The organism is Larsenimonas rhizosphaerae (genome assembly GCF_023700005.1).
Taxonomy (GTDB): domain Bacteria; phylum Pseudomonadota; class Gammaproteobacteria; order Pseudomonadales; family Halomonadaceae; genus Larsenimonas; species Larsenimonas rhizosphaerae.
In genome coordinates this window covers 1246749-1266776 of sequence record NZ_JAMLJK010000001.1, presented here as the reverse complement: position 1 = coordinate 1266776, position 20028 = coordinate 1246749, and the positions used below count along the sequence as shown (strand labels likewise).

Sequence of the window (20028 nt, the reverse complement as noted above, 5' to 3'; positions counted from 1 at the left end):
GGAGTAGCTATCGGCGGTCAGGCGCCGGACGTGACCAGCACGCCGCTGTGAAACCGGAATTCCGGGTCGGGGGACTCGATCAACAGCCGCTCCTTCTCGCCAAAGAACTGAATGCGTGGCGCAATATCCTCCTCGGCATAACTACGCGCCAGGGTCAGATAATCCTCGAAATGACGAGCTTCCGACTTCAGCAGGGTGCGGTAATAGCGTGCCAGCCCCTCATCCAGAAACGGAATGAGACTGGCAAACCGCTCACAGGAGCGCGCCTCGATAAATGCTCCTACAACGAGAATATCGACAAGTCGCCCGGGCTCATTACCCCGCACGTGCTGGCGCAGGCCCTCTGCATACCGTGAAGCACTCAGCCGGGAATAATCGATTCCCCGCTCCTGCATCAACGTCACGACCTGTTCGAAATGCAGCAACTCTTCTCGCGCCAGTTGCGACATCTTGGTCAGAAGCTCTGGCCGGTCAACGTACTTGAACAGCAGATGCATGGCCGTCGAGGCCGCTTTCTTTTCGCACTGGGCATGGTCAATCAGTAGGATCTCGTTGTTTTCAGCGGCCGCATCAATCCATGCCTGAGGGGTTCTACAGGGCAGAAAGTCCAGCAACGCCTGGGGGATCATGTCTGTCATCATTGTCCTTGCGCTATCTACTTGATCGGCAGAGCCATAACAGGGGCCATTGTCGTTATTCAGCAGGCTGACGTCGACTTTTTATCGAGCCCGGAGTGCGGCTGTGCCGCTTAACATTGTCAACACTTTACCGTAAACTGGCGGCCATCGAAGTGCGGCAGAATCCAGTGTCTTGCCCGATACCCGTTTTGTCGTACTTTGACACCAATAACCAACGAAGGACCACACCGTGCTCGAAGCCTATCGTCACCATGTCGAGGAGCGTGCCGCTGATGGCGTACCGCCCCAGCCATTAACTGCCGAGATGACCGTTGAACTGGTCGAGCTGCTCAAGAACCCGCCAGCCGGCGAAGAAGCATTTCTGCTGGAACTGATCACGGACCGCGTTCCTCCAGGTGTAGATGAGGCTGCCTACGTCAAGGCCGGCTTCCTTTCCGCGATTGCACGCGGTGAAGCAACCTCGCCTCTGATCGACAAGGTACATGCCGTCAAGCTGCTCGGTACCATGCAGGGTGGCTACAACATCGCCACACTGGTTGAGCTGCTTGATGACGAGACGCTGGCGTCAGAAACTGCCGAACAGCTGAAGCACACCCTGTTGATGTTCGACGCCTTCCATGATGTGGCCGACCGTGCCAAGGCAGGCAACTCGCATGCACAGGGCGTGATTGAATCATGGGCCAACGCCGAATGGTTCAAGGCCAAGCCCCAGGTTCCTGAAAAAGCCACTGTTACCGTCTTCAAGGTACCCGGCGAAACCAATACCGATGACCTCTCCCCGGCACCGGATGCCTGGTCACGGCCGGACATCCCTCTTCATGCCAACGCCATGCTCAAGAATCCCCGGGACGGTATCGAGCCGGTAACGCCCGGTAGCAAAGGTCCGCTTGAGCAGATCGAAGCTGTCAAGGCCAAGGGATTCCCGGTTGCTTACGTCGGCGACGTGGTCGGCACCGGCTCCTCGCGCAAGTCAGCTACCAACTCCGTACTGTGGTTCTTCGGTGACGATATTCCCAACGTACCCAACAAGCGGGCCGGTGGTTTCTGCTTCGGTGGCAAGATCGCTCCCATTTTCTTCAATACCATGGAAGATGCCGGTGCCCTGCCGATCGAAATGGATGTTGAACACCTCGAAATGGGCGACGTCATTGACGTCTACCCCTTTGAGGGCAAGGTCTGCCGACATGGTACGGACGACGTTGTCAGCACCTTTGAACTGAAAACCCGCGTTCTGCTGGATGAGGTTCGGGCTGGCGGGCGTATTCCGCTGATCATTGGCCGCGGTCTGACGCAAAAGGCCCGTGACTATCTGAACCTTGGCCCGGCCGAGGACTTCCGCACTCCCGAACAGCCTGTCGATACCGGCAAGGGCTTCACGCTTGCCCAGAAAATGGTTGGCAAGGCCTGCGGCATGGAAGGGGTTCGGCCGGGCATGTACTGCGAGCCACGCATGACTACGGTCGGCTCACAGGACACGACAGGCCCCATGACCCGGGATGAATTGAAGGATCTGGCCTGCCTTGGCTTCCAGGCCGATCTGGTCATGCAGTCCTTCTGCCACACCGCCGCCTACCCGAAACCCATCGATGTCGAGATGCAGCATACGCTGCCTGATTTCATCATGAATCGGGGTGGTGTCTCCCTGCGTCCGGGTGACGGCATTATCCACTCCTGGCTGAACCGCATGCTGCTGCCAGATACAGTCGGCACCGGTGGCGACTCGCACACTCGATTCCCGATGGGTATCTCCTTCCCTGCAGGCTCGGGCCTGGTGGCTTTCGCTGCAGCGACCGGCGTCATGCCGCTCGACATGCCGGAATCCATCCTGGTGCGCTTCAAGGGCGAACGTCAGCCCGGCATCACCTTGCGCGATCTGGTACACGCCATTCCGCTTTACGGCATCAAGCAGGGGCTTCTGACCGTAGCCAAGTCTGGCAAGAAAAATGCCTTCTCCGGCCGGATTCTTGAAATCGAAGGTCTGGAAGACCTGACGGCTGAACAGGCATTCGAGCTGTCCGATGCCTCTGCCGAGCGCAGCGCAGCCGGCTGTACCATTACCCTGAGTGATGAAAGCGTGGCGGAGTACCTGACCTCCAACATCACGCTGCTGAAATGGATGATCGATAGTGGTTATGGTGATGCTCGCACCATCGGTCGTCGCATCAAGGCCATGGAAGAGTGGCTGGCCAATCCGAGCCTGATGCGCGCCGACAAGGACGCCGAATACGCTGAAATCATCGAAATCGACTTGTCCGAGATCACCCAGCCGATCCTGTGCGCACCGAATGACCCGGATGACGCACGCTGGCTGTCAGACGTGGCTGGCGAGCATATTGATGAAGTGTTCATCGGCTCCTGCATGACCAACATAGGCCACTTCAGAGCAGCCGGTAAACTGCTTGAGAAGCAGCCACCCAGCTCCCTGAAAACGCGCCTGTGGCTCGCTCCACCAACCAAGATGGATCAGCACCAGCTGACCGAAGAAGGTTACTACGCCATCTATGGTCGCGCCGGGGCACGGATGGAAATGCCCGGCTGCTCATTGTGCATGGGTAACCAGGCGCGCGTAGCGGCGAAGTCCACGGTGGTATCCACCTCCACGCGCAACTTCCCCAACCGGCTTGGTGATGGTGCCAATGTGTATCTGGCATCGGCAGAGCTGGCCGCCGTGGCAGCCGTTTACGGTGAGCTGCCCAGCGTTGAAAAATACCGGGAAATCATGAGCGAGTTTGATGCCATGGCCGGTGAGATCTACCGCTACATGAATTTCCATGAGATCGAGGAATTTCAGAAGGCGGCATCCAATGTAATCCCGCTGGTCGAGGAAGCCTGACGCACACATCGCGTCATTCGCACTGTGTACACTACCGCCGATCCCTGATCGGCGGTTTTTTTATATCCATGACACAAGGTCGTATTTATTTCCTTGCGTAACCAGGCATGTGGTGCCATTATAAAACGGTGTTCGATACAGCACCTGTCTTTGCCAGTGCAAGCATTGGCCATAATGACAATACCACCGCCGGACAGGCACGCAGGACGCCCCCTGTTTTTTCCTCAAGGAGCAAGATATGAAATACATGTCCAAAATGACCGCACCTGTGGTAGCAAGCGCCTTCCTGCTGACTGTTTCAGGCGCCGCGCTGGCTGACAACAACACTGATTCCGGCCTGTATTCCGGCGTCGGCGTAGGCCAGAGCCGCGTTCATGACGCAGATCTGCACGCCTTCTCCAACAATGACAGCGGTTCTACCATCAGCAGCGATGATGACACTGCCCAGAACGCCTTTGTTGGTTACAAGTACAACCCTTATTTCTCCTCTGAAGCCTTTTTCACCGATTTCGGTGATGTTGACGTCAGCGGCAATGGCACAGACGGCAAGCTTAGCACCAAGGCCTATGGCCTGAGTGCCATCGGCGAACTGCCGATTTACGGCGGTCTGAGCGCCTACGGCCGTGTAGGCTACGCCTACTTTAAGACCAATGGCCACGGCAGCTACGGTGCAGGTAACGACATCGACAACGAATACGGCGGCGCGCCCGTCTACGGTGTAGGTGCAAAATACCAGTTCGAACAGATGCCTGTGTTCGTTCGCGCCGAGTACGATCGTTACCAGCTCGACAGCAACTACAAGCTTGATACCGCCATGGGCTCCATCGGCGTTCAATTCTGATCGCAAACGCCCCCTGGCAGTAACGAAAAAGCGCCGGCATCTGCCGGCGCTTTTTTAATGATCCCGGAAAAGAAGGTCAACGCATCAAGTAGCGTTTCAAACTTATCCGACACAGCGTCTGCTCATGCAGCAGAGAGCGAACAGCATCAATGGCACCAGGCGTAGAACGCTCCACGGATACACCCTGAGGATCAGGCAACGGCGCCTCATCGTGCCATTGCAACAGACACAGGGAGCGCCCTTCTCCACACCTGCTCCAGAATACCTTCCACTCCTCCCAGTCTGCCTGCATGCCTGGCGGCATGATGACCCACAGCCTGCCAGCGCGTGATGCACTGTAGACCAGGGCCTGTGCCATAAGGATGTCCTGATCATCAAAGTGAACAGCACGGGTGCGAGCACGCTGTTCGTCACTGAACCATACACGCTCGGCCGCCATGCGATCATCTACAAGGAAATGGTCCATACGTCGCGTGAGCACATCAAGTGCAGCCACCTGCTTGATGGCTACTTTCTCGGTCTGCTGCAAAATACACTGCGTAGCAGCCAGCCTGGCTCGGCCATCAAGATAGAATTCCTCATCCCCCTGAACATCCAGTCCATGCTGAAAGGAAAAGGGCGTATAACTCGACAGGGAAAGTGCCACCGCCGTTACGTCCTCGGGAATGACCGCGTGAATATCGCCCTCCTCTTCCCCCAGTACGATTACCTGAGTGGCACGGCCAAGCACATTCTTCCCTTCACATGAAGAGGCCAGCGGGTAGCGATGCTGCCCTGAGACCGGAATGGTTGCATATAGTGACAGACAAAGGACGGCCTCCCGATCAGCCCAACGATGAACTGCTTCCTCCCAGGCAGGCGGCAAGGCACCAATCAGTGCCACCGTGCGCTCTGCGGGTGATGGCATGATCAGTGTTGAATTGGCTGCTGTTTCCGGAAAGTGCAGCGCAGTACTGACTGATGCCATCAGGTTACGCGGCCATAGGCCCTGCAGCACCTCCGAGGCCGTAATCACCAGATGCATGCCGGCATGAACCTGCATCAGATCAAGAGCGTGGTCCATACTGCTTAACCAGCCATCACCGGCCAGTATATGCCGATGAAAGCAATCCTCGGGTAAACCATGACCCTGAGCTGAACCGGTGACTATAATCAGCAGTGACATCGAGCACCCTGTTGCAATCTGCTGAAGGCGAGGCAACAACGCTGGAAGGCTGTCAGCTGCAAGCACAAGAGTGACCGCATCATTATCTGCCAGTGCGGCTTCGAGCGCCTGACGCGCGGGCAGGAGATGATGGCCGGTTTCACCAAAAGCCTGGGTGATCGCGCCAGAACACTGATCGTCAAGCCATACACGACGATGGCCACGCGCTTGAATCAACTCTGCAAGCAGCACGGCACCTTCGACATGATCACCTTCAAATGCAGGTTCTGGGTAATAGGTTGCTGTTGACATGAAGACCTCCCGAGAAGTCCCCAAGCTTAAAGACATTCAATGCAACGAACTTTACCAAAAGTGACATTTGACCGGATAACGAATGCTGACACCGATCAGACAATGGCTGAGGCTGATGACCAGCCAACACTCAAACAAGCCTATTGCTGTTTTATGTGGATGCAGCAGTGAGCATTATCGAATATTCAAGCGCATTGAACACACTATCAATGTTCAGGGCATGGTCACGACAGACCCATGGCAGCATGGAACGCAGCTGAATGGTATTACCCTGTATTATCCCGGAGAAATCCTGTCACTGACGCAGCGACTGGACGCGGATTATCTGATTTTCATTGATCCCGCCGAAAGGTCTCTTGTCGAACAGGCATCACCGCCCCGTACCGTATGGCAGACTACCTGGCTTCAGGCTGACGAGCTGATCACTGAAGCCGGATGCTGAGGAACAGCCATAAAAAAACCCCCTGCCAGGGCAGGGGGTTTTTATACACCAGCAGTACTTACCAGCCAGTGGCTTCTTTCAATGCATCACCGATTTCCGCCAGGGAACGCACTGTCTTGACACCCGCTGACTCAAGCGCTGCAAACTTCTCGTCTGCAGTACCCTTGCCACCGGCAATGATTGCACCGGCATGGCCCATGCGCTTGCCCGGAGGCGCAGTAACACCGGCAATGTAGGACACTACCGGCTTGGAGACGTGCTCCTTGATATAGGCGGCCGCTTCCTCTTCGGCGTTACCACCGATTTCGCCGATCATGACGATGGCTTCGGTCTGTGGGTCCTTCTCGAACATCTCGAGAATGTCGATGAAAGTGGAACCCGGGATCGGGTCGCCGCCGATACCTACACAGGTAGATTGACCGAAACCGTGATCAGTCGTCTGCTTGACGGCTTCGTAGGTCAATGTACCGGAACGAGACACGATGCCAACCTTGCCCGGCTTGTGAATATGGCCCGGCATGATGCCGATCTTGGATTCCCCCGGAGTGATAACACCCGGGCAGTTAGGACCAATCAGACGCACGCCCAGCTCGTCACACTTGACCTTGACTTCAAGCATGTCGAGAGTGGCAATACCTTCGGTAATGCAGACGATCAGCTTGATACCTGCATTGGCCGCTTCAAGGATGGAATCCTTGCAAAATGCTGCCGGTACATAAATGACAGATGCTTCAGCGCCGGTCTTTTCGACAGCTTCAGCCACTGTATTGAACACAGGCAGGCCCAGATGAGTCTGACCCCCCTTGCCCGGCGTGACACCACCGACCATGTTCGTGCCATACTCGACAGCCTGCTCGGAGTGGAATGTACCCTGCCCACCGGTAAAGCCCTGGCAGATCACCTTGGTGTTCTTGTCGATCAAAATACTCATTATTTGCCCTCCGCTGCTTTAACTACCTGCTGCGCAGCATCAGTCAGGCTCGTGGCGGCAATGATGTTCAAGCCGCTTTCAGCCAGTTTCTGTGCACCCAGTTCAGCGTTGTTGCCCTCAAGGCGAACAACCACAGGAACGTTGACGCCGACCTGCTCAACGGCACCGATGATGCCTTCGGCGATCATGTCACAACGCACGATTCCGCCGAAGATATTGACCAGTACTGCCTTGACGGACGTATCGGACAGAATAATCTTGAAGGCTTCGGCAACACGCTCTTCCGTGGCACCGCCGCCAACATCAAGGAAGTTCGCCGGCTGGCCGCCGTTGAGCTTGATGATGTCCATGGTACCCATGGCAAGACCGGCACCGTTGACCATGCAGCCGATGTTGCCATCAAGTGCTACATAGTTGAGCTCCCACTGCTGAGCATGGGCTTCACGCTCATCTTCCTGGGACGGATCACGCATTTCCTGCAGATCCGGGTGACGATAAAGGGCATTGCTGTCCAGACCGATCTTGGCATCCAGGCAGTGCAGATTGCCTTCATCCGTGATGACAAGCGGGTTGATTTCCAGCAGCGCCAGATCCTTGTCCTGGAACAGCTTGGCCAGTCCCAGGAAGATCTTGGTGAACTGCTTCACCTGATCCTTGTTCAGGCCCAGCTGGAAAGCCAGATCACGTGCCTGGTAGGGCTGTGCGCCTGTCAGCGGATCGATGGTAGCCTTGAGAATCTTCTCCGGCGTTTCATCGGCAACCGTCTCGATCTCGACACCACCTTCTGTGGATGCCATGAACACGATACGGCGGGTGCTGCGATCCACGACAGCGCCCAGATAAAGCTCGTTGGCGATATCGGTGCAGGTCTCGACCAGAATCTTGGTAACCGGCTGGCCCTTTTCGTCAGTCTGGAAGGTGACGAGATTCTTGCCCAGCCATTGTTCGGCAAAGGCATGTGCAGCTTCGGGGGTCTCGACCAGCTTGACACCACCGGCCTTGCCGCGGCCACCGGCATGTACCTGCGCCTTGACCACCCACTTGTCACCACCGATTTTCCTGCATGCCTCGGCGGCTTCTTCGGGTGTATCAACGGCAAAGCCCTTGGATACCGGTAAGCCGTAATCGGCAAACAGCTGTTTTGACTGATACTCGTGAAGATTCATCGTCTCATGCCATTGGTTGCATTGGACTCCCACGATCCCGGCCATCCTTCAGCCGGAACCACGAAAAGCCGGCAGGTCTTCACCTGCCAGCCGCGTCAGTGACGCTTATTTGCGCTTTTTACGATTCGCCATGTGAATAGCGTGACCATCGACGGCAAGCGCGGCCTCGTGTACTGCTTCAGACAGGGTCGGGTGTGCAAAGCAGGTCATGGCCAGGTCTTCGGCACTTGAACCGAATTCCATGGCAATAACGCCCTGGGCGATAAGCTCACCGGCATGCTGGCCGATGATATGAACACCAAGGATGCGGTCCGTATCGGCATGAGCAATGACCTTGGCCATGCCTTCTGTCGCATTATTGGCCATGGCACGGCCACTGGCAGCAAACGGGAACGTACCGACCTTGATATCGATACCCTGTTCCTTGGCTTCCTGCTCATTGATGCCGACCCAGGCTACTTCCGGAGCGGTGTAGATAACGCTGGGGATGGCATCATAGTTCATTTCTGCCTTGTGACCGGCGACGATGTCGGCCACCATCACGCCCTCTTCCGAGGCCTTGTGGGCCAGCATCGGGCCACGAACCACGTCACCGATGGCAAACACGCCATCCACGCTGGTACGACAGGTGCCGTCGACCTTGATGAACCCGCGGTCGTCCAGCTCGATACCGGCACCATCGTCCAGAAGGCTTTCGGTATAAGGCTTGCGACCAACACAGACAATCAGCTTGTCAAAGGTCTGAGTCTGCTCGCCTTCGGAATCGGTGTAGCTGACAACCACTTCACCATCCTTGACCTCACTGCCGGTTACCTTGGCACCCAGCTTGATATCAAGGCCCTGCTTGCTCAGCAGTTTCCTGGTTTCCTTGGCGATGGCATTATCTACCGTTGGCAGGAAATCGGACATGGCTTCGATAACCGTGACGTCGCTGCCCAGACGGCTCCATACACTGCCAAGCTCCAGGCCGATGACACCAGCGCCGATCACACCCAGACGCTTGGGCGCTTCCTGGAATTCGAGTGCCCCCGCGGAATCAACAATCAATTCATTGTCGATGGGCGCCGGCGGAATATTGACCGGTACGGACCCGGAAGCGATGATGACATTATCAGCCTCATAAGTAGCCGTCTCGCCATCCTTGCCGGTGACTTCGACCTTCTTGCCGCTCAGCAACTTGCCGGTACCTTCAAGCGCAGTCACGCCATTGGCCTTGAACAGCGAGCTGATGCCGCCGGTCAGATTGGCTACGGTCTTTTCCTTGCGCGCCATCATTTTCTTGACGTCGACACTGATATCGCCGACCTCTATACCCAGCTCGTCATAATCGTGCTGGGCTTCAACAAACTTGTGAGAGGTTTCAAGCAGCGCCTTGGAAGGGATACAACCGACGTTAAGGCAGGTACCGCCATGTACGGTCTTGCCTTCCTTGTTGACCCATTTCTCGACACAGGCCGTCTTGAGACCCAGCTGCGCGGCGTGAATGGCAGCAACATACCCGCCTGGGCCCGCGCCAATCACGATCACGTCAAATTTATCGGCCATGAGATCTTCCCGTTATTTCAAAAGATAAAAGGCGACCGACAGGCCATCCCGAGATGGCCTGTCGGCGTACTATCCGATTATACGTCCAGCAGGAACCGTGCCGGGTCTTCCAGCAATTCCTTGACCACGACCAGGAACTGAACCGCGTCCTTTCCATCGATCATGCGGTGGTCATAGGACAGCGCGAGATACATCATTGGACGTATCTCGACCTTGCCGTTGACTGCCATTGGGCGCTCCTGGATCTTGTGCATGCCCAGGATAGCCGTCTGCGGCGGATTCAGGATCGGTGTGGACATCAGCGAGCCGAAGATACCACCGTTGGTGATGGTAAAGGTGCCGCCCTGCATGTCCTCGATGCCCAGCTTGCCATCGCGACCGCGCTTGCCGAAATCACCAATGCCCTTCTCGACATCAGCCAGTTTCATGCTGTCGGTATCGCGCAGTACCGGCACAACCAGACCACGTGGCGTGGATACGGCAACGCCGATGTCCTGGTAACCGTGGTAGACAATCTCGGTGCCATCGATGGACGCATTGACATCAGGGAAGCGTTTCAGCGCTTCAGTCACGGCCTTGACGAAGAAGCCCATGAAGCCAAGCTTGACGTCATGCGCCTTGAGGAAGGCATCCTTGTACTGCGAACGCAGCGACATGACTTCAGTCATATCCACTTCGTTATAGGTTGTCAGCATGGCCGCCGTTTGCTGCGCCTGCACAAGCCGTTTGGCAATCGTCTGACGAAGGCGACTCATCGGCACGCGCTTCTCGGGACGATCACCTTCTGCCGGAGCAGATGCCGCCGGTGCGGAGGCCCTGGACTGACCGCCGGACGCAGCAGGTTTGGACTTCGCAGCACTGCCTGACTTGATGGCTTTCTGTACATCTTCCTTCAGTACACGACCACCCTTGCCAGTGCCTTCAAGTTTTGACACGTCCAGGTCGTTTTCAGCCGCCAGACGACGGGCAGAAGGTGCCAGAATCTTGTCGCCGACCTTTTCATCGCCGTCGTCGTTCTCGTCGCTACCGCCACTCTTGTCGCTGGAAGACGAGGCCGCAGAACCAGCACCGCCAGCCTCACCTTCAACAAAAACAGCCAGCAACTGCTCGGACTCAATGACATCGCCTTCTTCAGCCTTGATTTCCTTCAGGCTGCCGTCGGCAGGTGCCACTACTTCAAGAACTACCTTGTCGGTTTCGATGTCGGCAAGCACTTCGTCGCGCTTGACCTGCTCACCCGGCTTCTTGTGCCAGGTGCCGATGGTGCCTTCCTGAACGGACTCGGGGAAGGAAGGTGCCTTGACATCATGCGACTTGCCGCTCGCCGAAGAAGACCCGGCAGATTGCTCAGCCTTGTCATTGTCTTTTTCAGCAGGCTTTTCCTCGCCCTTTTCCTTGCTGTCACCCGAAGACGCACCGGCAGCGCCAAGCCGACCCAGCACTTGTTCCGACTGGCAGGTATCACCTTCCTCGACACTGATTTCTTCAATCGTGCCGTCTTCAGGTGCGACGACTTCCAGCACTACCTTGTCTGTCTCTATTTCAACGATCAGTTCATCACGGGATACAGAATCGCCCGGCTTCTTGTGCCATGTAGCCACAGTGCCTTCGGCGACCGATTCCGGAAAACTTGGCGCTTTGATATCCGTTGCCATTTGGATTCCTTAGTTCATCTTCTCTCGATACCCGGCTGAGCCTTCACTGATTGAAGGCATCATCGACCAGCTGACGCTGTTGCTCTACGTGAACGGCCATGTAACCGGCTGCAGGTGCTGCAGATGCAGCGCGGCCGGCAAACGACAGATCTCGACCCAGTCCCGCCTTCACCGCATCCGCCGTCTTGCGCATGTGGTGCTGACTCTGATACCAGGCCCCCTGGTTCTGGGGTTCTTCCTGACACCAGACGACTTTTTCAAGATTCGGATACTGCTCAAACATGCTCTGAAGCAGTTCTTCCGGGAACGGATAGAGTTGCTCGACACGCAGGATGGCCGTATCACGACGCTCGTTTTCATTACGATAGTTGGCAAGGTCGTAATACACCTTACCGGAACAGAGGATAAGACGTTTGACGTCTTCTGCTGCAAGCTCTGCCTGATCCGGCAGAATCATGTTGAACGTACCCTCTGCCAGTTCTTCAAGCGTGGACGTCGCGTCCTTGTGACGCAACAGACTCTTGGGCGACATGATGATCAACGGCTTGCGGATCGGACGCACACTCTGACGGCGCAGCAGGTGGAATATCTGTGCAGGCGTGGTCGGCATGCAGACCTGCATGTTGTGCTCGGCGCACAGCTGCAGGAATCGCTCTAGTCGCGCCGAGGAATGCTCGGGCCCCTGACCCTCATAGCCATGAGGCAATAACAGCGTCAGGCCGCAAAGCCGCGCCCATTTCGTCTCGCCCGAGGAAATGAACTGATCGATAACCACCTGGGCGCCGTTGGCAAAATCACCAAACTGCGCTTCCCAGATGACCAGTGAGTCCGGCCGTGTGGTTGAGTAACCATATTCGAATGCCAGCACCGCCTCTTCCGAGAGGTAAGAATCGCGAATCAGGAAGTCCGGCTGGCTTTCCTTCATATGCTGAAGCGGCGTCCACGTATCACCGTTCTTCTGATTATGAAGGACTGCATGACGGTGGGAGAACGTGCCTCGGCCAGCATCCTGCCCGGTAATACGCACGCCAAAGCCTTCATCAAGGATGGTGGCGTAGGACAATGTCTCGGCAAAGCCCCAGTTAAGAGCCAGCGAGCCGGCAGCCATCTTGCGCCGATCTTCATAGACCTTCGCCACCTGCCGCTGAACTTCATAGTCCTCGGGCACTTCACACATGACGGTCGCCAGTTCCTGCAGGCGCTTCATGTTGAAGGTAGTGTCGGCCACACCGGTCCACTCATGCCCCAGGTACGGAGTCCAGTCGACAAACAGTGACTGGTTCGGCTGTTTGACCAGGGCATTGGCAACATGATTGCCCTTATCGAGGGAATCACGATACTCGTCAACGAAGGTCTTAGCTTCATCCTCACCAATCACACCGTCCCTCACCAGCTGCTCGGCATAGAGCGCCCGGCTGGTCTTGTGCGACTTGATCTTCTGATACATCAGCGGCTGGGTTGCCGAAGGCTCATCAGCTTCGTTATGACCGCGACGGCGATAGCACACAAGATCAATGACAACGTCACGCTTGAACTGCTGACGGTAGTCGATGGCAACCTGCGTGACATGGATGACCGCTTCGGGGTCATCGCCATTGACGTGCAGGATCGGCGCCTGAACCATCTTGGCGATGTCGGTGCAGTACTCGGTCGAACGCGCATCATCCGGGCGAGAGGTTGTAAAACCAACCTGGTTATTGATGATCAGGTGTATCGTACCGCCTGTCTTGTAGGCACGCGTCTGGGACATCTGGAAGGTTTCCATGACCACGCCCTGACCGGCAAAGGCAGCATCACCATGAACAACCAGAGGCAGAACCTGATCACCTTCAGCGTCCTTGCGACGATCCTGACGAGCACGAACCGACCCCTCTACCACGGGAGAAACAATTTCAAGGTGAGACGGGTTGAACGCCAGCGCCAGATGCACTTCACCACCCGGAGTCATCACATTGGAACTGAACCCCTGGTGATATTTAACATCACCGGAGCCCCGCTCCAGCATTTTCTTGCCATCGAACTCGTCGATCAGCTCTGACGGGCTCTTGCCAAGGATATTGACCAGCAGATTGAGGCGACCACGGTGCGCCATACCAATGACAACTTCGCGTGTGCCATAGTTGCCGGCACGCTGAATCATCTCGTCAACCAGCGGAATAAAGGACTCGCCGCCCTCAAGACCGAAGCGCTTGGTGCCCGGATACTTGCTGGCCAGATAGTTTTCCAGACCTTCAGCTGCCGTCAGGCGTTCAAAGATATGCCGGCGAACTTCGTTGCTGTACTTCGGCCTGGACCTGACAGACTCGAATCGCTGCTGAAGCCAGCGCTTCTCTTCCGTGTTGACGATATGCATGAATTCGCAGCCAATCGAGCGGCAGTACGTCTGCTGCAGAGCGTCAACGATTTCCTTGAGCGGTGCGGAATCCTTGCCCATGAACATCGAGCCGGTCTGGAACTCGGTATCCATATCGCTTTTGGACAGCTGATGGAATGAGAGGTCCAAATCAGGTACACGCTGACTGGAACGAAGACCAAGCGGATCTATATCAGCCTGCTGGTGACCACGAAAACGATAGGCATTGATCAGCTGAAGAACACGAACCTGCTTCTTGTTCTCGGCACCTTCGGAGGATGAGCCACCACCGAGCGTGCGGCGCTGCTGGCCAATGTTGTAGAACTCTTCCCGAACGGGAGCGAGCGGAATATCGTGAGACGGAGCGCCTTCATACGCAGGCAGCTGGTCAAAGTATCCCCGCCATTCATCCGGTATTGAAGTAGGCTCGTTGAGGTACTGCTCGTACAGATCTTCGACGTAATGGACATTGCCTCCGCTCATGTGCGAAGTCTGTCGCATTAACTCCATGATACCTTCTTGCATCTTTCGATCACCCTATGCTTTTGGGGTGGTGTCGGCGCCTGGCACGGCCAGACCGCGTCGGCGTCATGACATTGAAAACGCGGCCCGTGGGTCCGCACTGCATCGAATAATCGACAAAGGCCGACGCCCCGGGGCGCCGGCCTTTGTTCATCAATAGCATTACCCGCCGCGCGCGAGCTTGTGACGGGTATGATACCAAGCCCTGCGACGCATATTAAGTCGCATTGGACAATAACATGTCACGAATCTTGCCAATGGCCCGCGTCGGGTTAAGCCCCTTCGGACAGACGTTGACACAATTCATGATGCCGCGGCAGCGGAAGACACTGAACGGGTCATCCAGGCCGGACAGCCGCTCGGTGGTTGCCGTATCACGGGAATCCGCCAGGAAGCGATACGCCTGCAGAAGGCCCGCGGGACCAACAAACTTGTCCGGGTTCCACCAGAAGGAAGGACAGGACGTAGAGCAGCACGCACACAGGATGCACTCATAAAGCCCGTCCAGCTTGTCGCGCTCTTCCGGCGACTGCAGCCGCTCGATCGACGGCGTGGACTGATCATTTTGCAGATAGGGCTGAATGCGCTCGTACTGCTTGTAGAACACTCCCATATCCACGACGAGATCCCGCACTACCGGCAGACCAGGCAACGGCCGAAGCACAAGCCGATTATTCTTGACCACTTCCGAAAGCGCTGTCACGCAGGACAGACCATTCTTGCCATTCATGTTCATGCCATCTGAACCGCAGACACCTTCACGGCAACTCCGACGGTAAGCAAGCGTACTGTCCTGCTCTTTAAGCATCTGTATAACATTCAGGACCATTAGATCACGGCCCTGTGTATCGACCTGAAACTCCTGCATATAGGGTGCATCGTCGGTTTCAGGATTATAGCGATACATCGAGACTTGCAATGTGGACATTTTCACATCACCTCATCAATAGGTCCGTTCTTTCGGCTCGAAGGTGTCAACGCTGACTGGCGAGAAGTTGACATCACGTTTACCCAGCGTTTTCTCTTTCGGAAAATAAACCGAGTGCTTGAGCCAGTTTTCGTCATCACGCTTGGGATAATCCTCGCGAGAGTGCGCCCCCCGGCTTTCACGACGCTCAAGCGCAGCAATTGCCGTAGACTCGGCCACTTCAAGCAGGTTATCGAGCTCAAGCGCTTCGACGCGTGCGGTATTGAACACATCCGACTTGTCCGGCAGATAAGCCTTGCCGATACGCTCGCGCAGGTCAGCCAGCTTCGACACACCATCCTTCATGTATTCTTCCTTGCGGAATACACCGAAGTTGTTCTGCATGACTTCCTGCAGCTCCTTGCGAAGCACGTGAATTTCTTCACCTGAGCTGTCGGAATTGTTCCAGCGATCCAGACGCGACAAGGCATTCTCGACGTCGGTCTCACTCGGCTCCATGTAGTCCACGCCTTCGTTCAGCGCCTTCTCGATGAAGATACCGGCTGCGCGCCCGAACACCACCAGATCAAGCAGTGAGTTACCACCCAGGCGGTTGCCGCCGTGAACGGAAACACACGCGACTTCGCCACAGGCGTAAAGCCCGTTGATCACCGTATCGTTGCCATTCTGATCGATATTGATGGCCTGACCATGCACGTTGGTCGGTATACCGCCCATCATGTAGTGGCAGGTTGGTACGACCGGAATCGGCTCCTTGGTCGGATCCACGTGCGCAAACGTCTTGGCCAGATCAACGATACCCGGAAGGCGCTTCATCAGCGTTTCTTCACCCAGGTGGTCGAGCTTGAGCATGACGTGGTCGCTGTTTTCACCACAGCCACGACCTTCTAGCATCTCCTGAACCATGGAACGTGCTACCACATCACGGGAGGCGAGATCCTTGGCATTGGGCGCATAACGCTCCATGAATCGCTCGCCATCCTTGTTGATGAGATAACCACCCTCACCCCGGCAACCTTCCGTTACCAGACAGCCCGCACCATAGATACCGGTCGGGTGGAACTGCCACATTTCGATGTCCTGTACCGGGAAGCCGGCGCGCAAGGCCATGCCAACACCATCACCGGTGTTGATCAGGGCATTGGTTGTCGAAGCGTAGATACGCCCGGCACCGCCAGTGGCCAGAACCGTGGCCTTGGAGTTGATCTGAACGGTTTCACCGGTTTCGATGCAGATGGCAATAACGCCCACCACATCGTTGGAGGCATTGCGGATCAGGTCAACGGCATACCACTCATCCAGAAACACGGTCCCGTTCTTCAGGTTGTTCTGGTAGAGAGTGTGCAGCAGTGCGTGACCGGTACGGTCTGCAGCCGCGCATGTACGTGCAGCCTGGCCGCCCTTGCCGAAATCCTTGGACTGACCGCCAAACGGACGCTGGTAGATCCGACCATTATCAAAACGCGAGAACGGCAGCCCCATGTGTTCAAGCTCGAAGACAGCCTTGGGGCCCTCCTGACACATGTACTCGATCGCGTCCTGGTCACCAATATAGTCCGACCCCTTGACGGTATCGTACATATGCCAGCGCCAGTCATCATTGGGGTCAGCACTGCCGATGGCGCAGGTGATACCGCCCTGTGCAGACACCGTATGTGAACGGGTAGGAAACACCTTGGAAAGAACTGCTGTCTTCTTGCCGGATTTTGCAAGCTCAAGACCTGCACGCAAGCCGGAACCACCACCACCAATAATGATGGCGTCAAAACTCATGCTACGCATCTGTGCCATTACTTAAGCTCCCCAAAGTACCTGAACGCCCCAAACCACAAAAGCAAACAATGCTGCAACGACAGCAGTCTGCACCCCGAGACGAACACAGGACTTCTTGATGTAATCCGTCGATACGATCCAAAGGCCGACCCAGGCGTGAGCAGCAATGGAGAGCAACGTCAACAACGTAAATATGCGCATCCAGGTGCGCTCGAACAATCCGCTCCAGGCAGCATAATCAAGGTGCGGATGAAACAGCAGAAACGCCACCATGAAGACCGTAAAAAGAGTCATCAGTACGGCGGAGACACGCTGAATCAGCCAGTCGGACACGCCGGAACGACCCAGATTTGTAATATTGGTTACCATACCCACACTCCGGCCAGAATCACGATAACTGCGCCACAGACAACGGCAATCTGCGCGCCGCGCTTGCCACCTTCAAGAGTCTCGCCATAGCCGGCATCCATCAACAGATGCCTGACACCCGCAACAAGGTGATACCCGAGGGCAGACAACAGCCCCCAGCACACCAGCTTGGCGAGTGCATTGCCTGACAGAACATCCTGCACCGCTTCAAAACCATGCGGCGATGACAGCGAGGTATCAAATGCCCACAGCAGGAAGATCAGCCCCACAAACAGAATAATGCCTGTTACGCGGTGTGAAATGGAGACAAGGGACGGGAGGGGAAACTGCATACTCGATAAATCGAGGTTAACGGGTCGCTTTTTCGGCGACGGATTTTTTCTGCTATTCACGGCGCGTTCACTCTCTCTTTCTCCATCAGCAAAGCCACGCTTGGAAGCCGTTACCAGGAGATCGTTTTGGATGTGTCACGGAAAGAAGGCCAGAGCACGCTCAGGACAGCCAAAGCCTCATTGCGCGGTGCAAAAGTATAGGCTGTTGCAGAACGTATGACAAATTGCCACGCAACAATATCCCGGCATGGCGGGCCAACACCCGGGAAGGCCTGATGCGTTTATCGGCAGAGCGCATAAAAACTTTGTGCTCTGCAGCATAACCCATCATCATGAAAGCCATCGTTCGCATTCAGCCCATCGTCAAACAAATTGACAATGTCTACCGTGATTCTATAGTGGGCAGGTCAAAGATGACCGGGCAAGGCATGCAATCAATAACTTACGCGTACCGTACTATATAATTACAGGAGGCCATGATGGCTGAAAAAAAGGCGCAGCTGATTATCGAAGGGCATGATACCCCTATCGACCTGCCCATCTATAGTGGAACTCTCGGCCCTGATGTCATTGATGTAAGAAGCCTCATCGATTCAGGGTACTTCACATTCGATCCCGGCTTCGTATCGACCGCCTCCTGTGAATCAGAAATAACGTACATCGATGGCGCCAATGGCGTACTTTTGCATCGTGGCTACCCGATCGATCAGCTTGCCGAACATTCGAATTATATCGAGATGGGCTACCTGCTGCTCAACGGCGAGCTTCCGACCGAAGAACAGTACCGTGAATTTGACTATCATGTTCGCAACCACACCATGGTTCACGAACAGATAGCCAACTTCTTCAAGGGCTTTCGTCGTGACGCACATCCGATGGCCGTCATGTGCGGCGTTGCAGGGGCGCTGTCAGCGTTTTATCACGACAACCTGGACATCGATGATCCGGAAAACCGTGAAGTATCAGCGATCCGCCTGCTGGCCAAGATGCCGACCCTGGCGTCCATGTGCTACAAGTACAATATTGGGCAGCCCTTCATGTATCCGCGAAATGACCTGTCCTACGCGGAAAACTTCCTTTACATGATGTTTGGCAACCCGTGCGAACCGTTTGAGGTCAACCCCGTGGCAGCCAAGGCCATGGATCGCATCTTCATGCTTCATGCAGACCATGAGCAGAACGCCTCGACGTCAACCGTACGTCTGGCCGGCTCCACCGGTGCAAACCCGTTCGCATGCATCAGCGCAGGCATCGCGGCACTGTGGGGCCCCGCCCATGGTGGCGCCAATGAAGCCGTGCTCACCATGCTTGAGGAAATCGGCGACGAATCCGAAGAAAACATTCAGCGCTATGTCGATCGCGCCAAGGACAAGGATGACCCGTTCCGCCTGATGGGCTTTGGCCACCGTGTCTATCGTAACTTCGACCCACGCGCCAAGGTCATGAAGGAAACCTGTGACGAGGTACTGGCCGAACTCGGCACAGGCAACAACGCCAAACTCAAGATCGCCAAGCGGCTGGAGCAGATCGCACTTGAAGATGAATACTTCATCGAGCGCAAACTCTACCCCAACGTCGACTTCTACTCAGGCATCATCCTGGAGGCACTGGGCATCCCGACCAACATGTTCACGGTCATTTTTGCCATGTCACGCACGATCGGCTGGATCTCTCACTGGAACGAGATGATCAAGAACGGCGTACGCATTGGCCGGCCACGCCAGCTGTACAAGGGATATGACAAGCGCGACTACCCCGCCTGACCTCCCGCCAACACGGCAAGATAAAAGCTGCTTTTCGAAGCAGCTTTTTTATGAGCAACCCCTGGATGTTTTCCACACTTTCTGTGGATAACCCTGTTGAAAACATTCGGAATAGCGTTCAAGAGAGCCATGACAGGCGGGTTACAGACAGATTGAACATTTTTTGACCAGACATAACCCAATGATTTTATTGAATATTATCTAAAATATTGATTCATGGCGACAGAATGACAGCGCCGCTCGACCAGCAGGCACGAAAGGAAGTCGCAGTGGACAAAAATGATATTGTCAAGAACAGGAGAGAATAAAATGGCGTCCCATAGGGGGTTCGAACCCCTGTTACCGCCGTGAAAGGGCGGTGTCCTGGACCACTAGACGAATGGGACGTAAATGGTGGAGCCTATCGGGATCGAACCGATGACCTCAACGCTGCCAGCGTTGCGCTCTCCCAGCTGAGCTAAGGCCCCACAAGTGCAATTGC

15 protein-coding genes and 2 tRNA genes are annotated in these 20028 nt (G+C 55.7%); 4 read left to right on the top strand and 13 right to left on the bottom strand.

Annotated elements, in window-relative coordinates; all coding sequences use genetic code 11:
- Positions 1-17 precede the first annotated feature (17 nt).
- A complete protein-coding gene (locus NAT21_RS05660; RefSeq protein ID WP_250936391.1) occupies positions 18-638 on the bottom strand; it encodes a MiaE family protein in 621 nt (206 codons plus the stop codon).
- Positions 639-867: 229 nt separating this feature from the next.
- Here NAT21_RS05660 and acnB point away from each other — a divergent pair, with 229 nt between their 5' ends.
- Together acnB and NAT21_RS05650 are read left to right on the top strand one after the other, a co-directional pair.
- Positions 868-3471 carry a bifunctional aconitate hydratase 2/2-methylisocitrate dehydratase gene (gene acnB, locus NAT21_RS05655; RefSeq protein WP_250936390.1) on the top strand — a complete coding sequence of 868 codons (2604 nt, stop codon included), beginning with the start codon at positions 868-870 and terminating at the stop codon, positions 3469-3471.
- A gap of 238 nt (positions 3472-3709) precedes the next feature.
- A complete protein-coding gene (locus NAT21_RS05650; RefSeq protein ID WP_250936389.1) occupies positions 3710-4312 on the top strand; it encodes an outer membrane beta-barrel protein in 603 nt (200 codons plus the stop codon).
- Positions 4313-4388: 76 nt separating this feature from the next.
- On the opposite strand, the gene NAT21_RS05645 is transcribed toward NAT21_RS05650, so the two are convergent.
- Positions 4389-5768: a hypothetical protein gene (locus NAT21_RS05645; protein ID WP_250936388.1), complete on the bottom strand. Its 1380-nt coding sequence runs from the start codon at positions 5766-5768 to the stop codon at positions 4389-4391.
- An 82-nt stretch (positions 5769-5850) separates the two neighbouring features.
- On the opposite strand from NAT21_RS05645, the gene NAT21_RS05640 reads away from it, so the two are divergent.
- Positions 5851-6210 (top strand): hypothetical protein, encoded by a 360-nt coding sequence (locus tag NAT21_RS05640; protein ID WP_250936387.1) that lies wholly within the window; start codon positions 5851-5853, stop codon positions 6208-6210.
- 58 nt (positions 6211-6268) lie between these two features.
- Here NAT21_RS05640 and sucD read toward each other — a convergent pair whose 3' ends face one another.
- The 9 genes from sucD to sdhC form a co-directional block, all read right to left on the bottom strand.
- The gene (gene sucD / locus NAT21_RS05635; protein ID WP_250936386.1) at positions 6269-7141 is read right to left on the bottom strand and encodes a succinate--CoA ligase subunit alpha; all 873 of its coding nucleotides are present in this window, start codon (positions 7139-7141) and stop codon (positions 6269-6271) included.
- A complete protein-coding gene (gene sucC, locus NAT21_RS05630; RefSeq protein WP_250936385.1) occupies positions 7141-8307 on the bottom strand; it encodes an ADP-forming succinate--CoA ligase subunit beta in 1167 nt (388 codons plus the stop codon). Before sucC ends, sucD begins: the two co-directional genes overlap by 1 nt.
- Positions 8308-8412: 105 nt before the next feature.
- The gene (gene lpdA, locus NAT21_RS05625) at positions 8413-9852 is read right to left on the bottom strand and encodes a dihydrolipoyl dehydrogenase (RefSeq protein WP_250936384.1); all 1440 of its coding nucleotides are present in this window, start codon (positions 9850-9852) and stop codon (positions 8413-8415) included.
- A 77-nt stretch (positions 9853-9929) separates the two neighbouring features.
- Complete coding sequence (gene odhB, locus NAT21_RS05620) at positions 9930-11507, bottom strand: 2-oxoglutarate dehydrogenase complex dihydrolipoyllysine-residue succinyltransferase (RefSeq protein WP_250936383.1); 1578 nt, start codon at positions 11505-11507, stop codon at positions 9930-9932.
- Between the two features lie 43 nt (positions 11508-11550).
- On the bottom strand, positions 11551-14385 hold the full coding sequence (locus NAT21_RS05615) for a 2-oxoglutarate dehydrogenase E1 component (RefSeq protein ID WP_250936382.1): 2835 nt from the start codon (positions 14383-14385) through the stop codon (positions 11551-11553).
- Between the two features lie 214 nt (positions 14386-14599).
- Positions 14600-15310 carry a succinate dehydrogenase iron-sulfur subunit gene (locus NAT21_RS05610; RefSeq protein WP_250936381.1) on the bottom strand — a complete coding sequence of 237 codons (711 nt, stop codon included), beginning with the start codon at positions 15308-15310 and terminating at the stop codon, positions 14600-14602.
- A 15-nt stretch (positions 15311-15325) separates the two neighbouring features.
- The gene (gene sdhA, locus NAT21_RS05605; RefSeq protein ID WP_250936380.1) at positions 15326-17101 is read right to left on the bottom strand and encodes a succinate dehydrogenase flavoprotein subunit; all 1776 of its coding nucleotides are present in this window, start codon (positions 17099-17101) and stop codon (positions 15326-15328) included.
- 3 nt (positions 17102-17104) lie between these two features.
- Positions 17105-17452 carry a succinate dehydrogenase, hydrophobic membrane anchor protein gene (sdhD, locus tag NAT21_RS05600; RefSeq protein ID WP_250936379.1) on the bottom strand — a complete coding sequence of 116 codons (348 nt, stop codon included), beginning with the start codon at positions 17450-17452 and terminating at the stop codon, positions 17105-17107.
- Positions 17446-17844 carry a succinate dehydrogenase, cytochrome b556 subunit gene (gene sdhC, locus NAT21_RS05595; RefSeq protein ID WP_265895438.1) on the bottom strand — a complete coding sequence of 133 codons (399 nt, stop codon included), beginning with the start codon at positions 17842-17844 and terminating at the stop codon, positions 17446-17448. Before sdhC ends, sdhD begins: the two co-directional genes overlap by 7 nt.
- A 419-nt stretch (positions 17845-18263) precedes the next feature.
- Here sdhC and gltA point away from each other — a divergent pair, with 419 nt between their 5' ends.
- The gene (gltA, locus tag NAT21_RS05590) at positions 18264-19547 is read left to right on the top strand and encodes a citrate synthase (protein ID WP_250936377.1); all 1284 of its coding nucleotides are present in this window, start codon (positions 18264-18266) and stop codon (positions 19545-19547) included.
- Positions 19548-19857: 310 nt separating this feature from the next.
- Here the strand turns inward: gltA and NAT21_RS05585 are convergent.
- Together NAT21_RS05585 and NAT21_RS05580 are read right to left on the bottom strand one after the other, a co-directional pair.
- Positions 19858-19933, bottom strand: a tRNA-Glu gene (locus NAT21_RS05585).
- A gap of 5 nt (positions 19934-19938) precedes the next feature.
- A tRNA-Ala gene (locus NAT21_RS05580) sits at positions 19939-20014 on the bottom strand.
- Between the last annotated feature and the right edge of the window lie 14 nt (positions 20015-20028).

Coding starts and splice junctions, on each gene's coding strand:
- NAT21_RS05660 (WP_250936391.1), bottom strand. CDS start 638: ATGACAGACATGATCCCCCAGGCGTTGCTGGACTTTCTGCCCTGTAGA.
- NAT21_RS05650 (WP_250936389.1), top strand. CDS start 3,710: ATGAAATACATGTCCAAAATGACCGCACCTGTGGTAGCAAGCGCCTTC.
- NAT21_RS05645 (WP_250936388.1), bottom strand. CDS start 5,768: ATGTCAACAGCAACCTATTACCCAGAACCTGCATTTGAAGGTGATCAT.
- NAT21_RS05640 (WP_250936387.1), top strand. CDS start 5,851: ATGCTGACACCGATCAGACAATGGCTGAGGCTGATGACCAGCCAACAC.
- sucD (WP_250936386.1), bottom strand. CDS start 7,141: ATGAGTATTTTGATCGACAAGAACACCAAGGTGATCTGCCAGGGCTTT.
- sucC (WP_250936385.1), bottom strand. CDS start 8,307: ATGAATCTTCACGAGTATCAGTCAAAACAGCTGTTTGCCGATTACGGC.
- lpdA (WP_250936384.1), bottom strand. CDS start 9,852: ATGGCCGATAAATTTGACGTGATCGTGATTGGCGCGGGCCCAGGCGGG.
- odhB (WP_250936383.1), bottom strand. CDS start 11,507: ATGGCAACGGATATCAAAGCGCCAAGTTTTCCGGAATCGGTCGCCGAA.
- NAT21_RS05615 (WP_250936382.1), bottom strand. CDS start 14,385: ATGCAAGAAGGTATCATGGAGTTAATGCGACAGACTTCGCACATGAGC.
- NAT21_RS05610 (WP_250936381.1), bottom strand. CDS start 15,310: ATGTCCACATTGCAAGTCTCGATGTATCGCTATAATCCTGAAACCGAC.
- sdhA (WP_250936380.1), bottom strand. CDS start 17,101: ATGGCACAGATGCGTAGCATGAGTTTTGACGCCATCATTATTGGTGGT.
- sdhD (WP_250936379.1), bottom strand. CDS start 17,452: ATGGTAACCAATATTACAAATCTGGGTCGTTCCGGCGTGTCCGACTGG.
- gltA (WP_250936377.1), top strand. CDS start 18,264: ATGGCTGAAAAAAAGGCGCAGCTGATTATCGAAGGGCATGATACCCCT.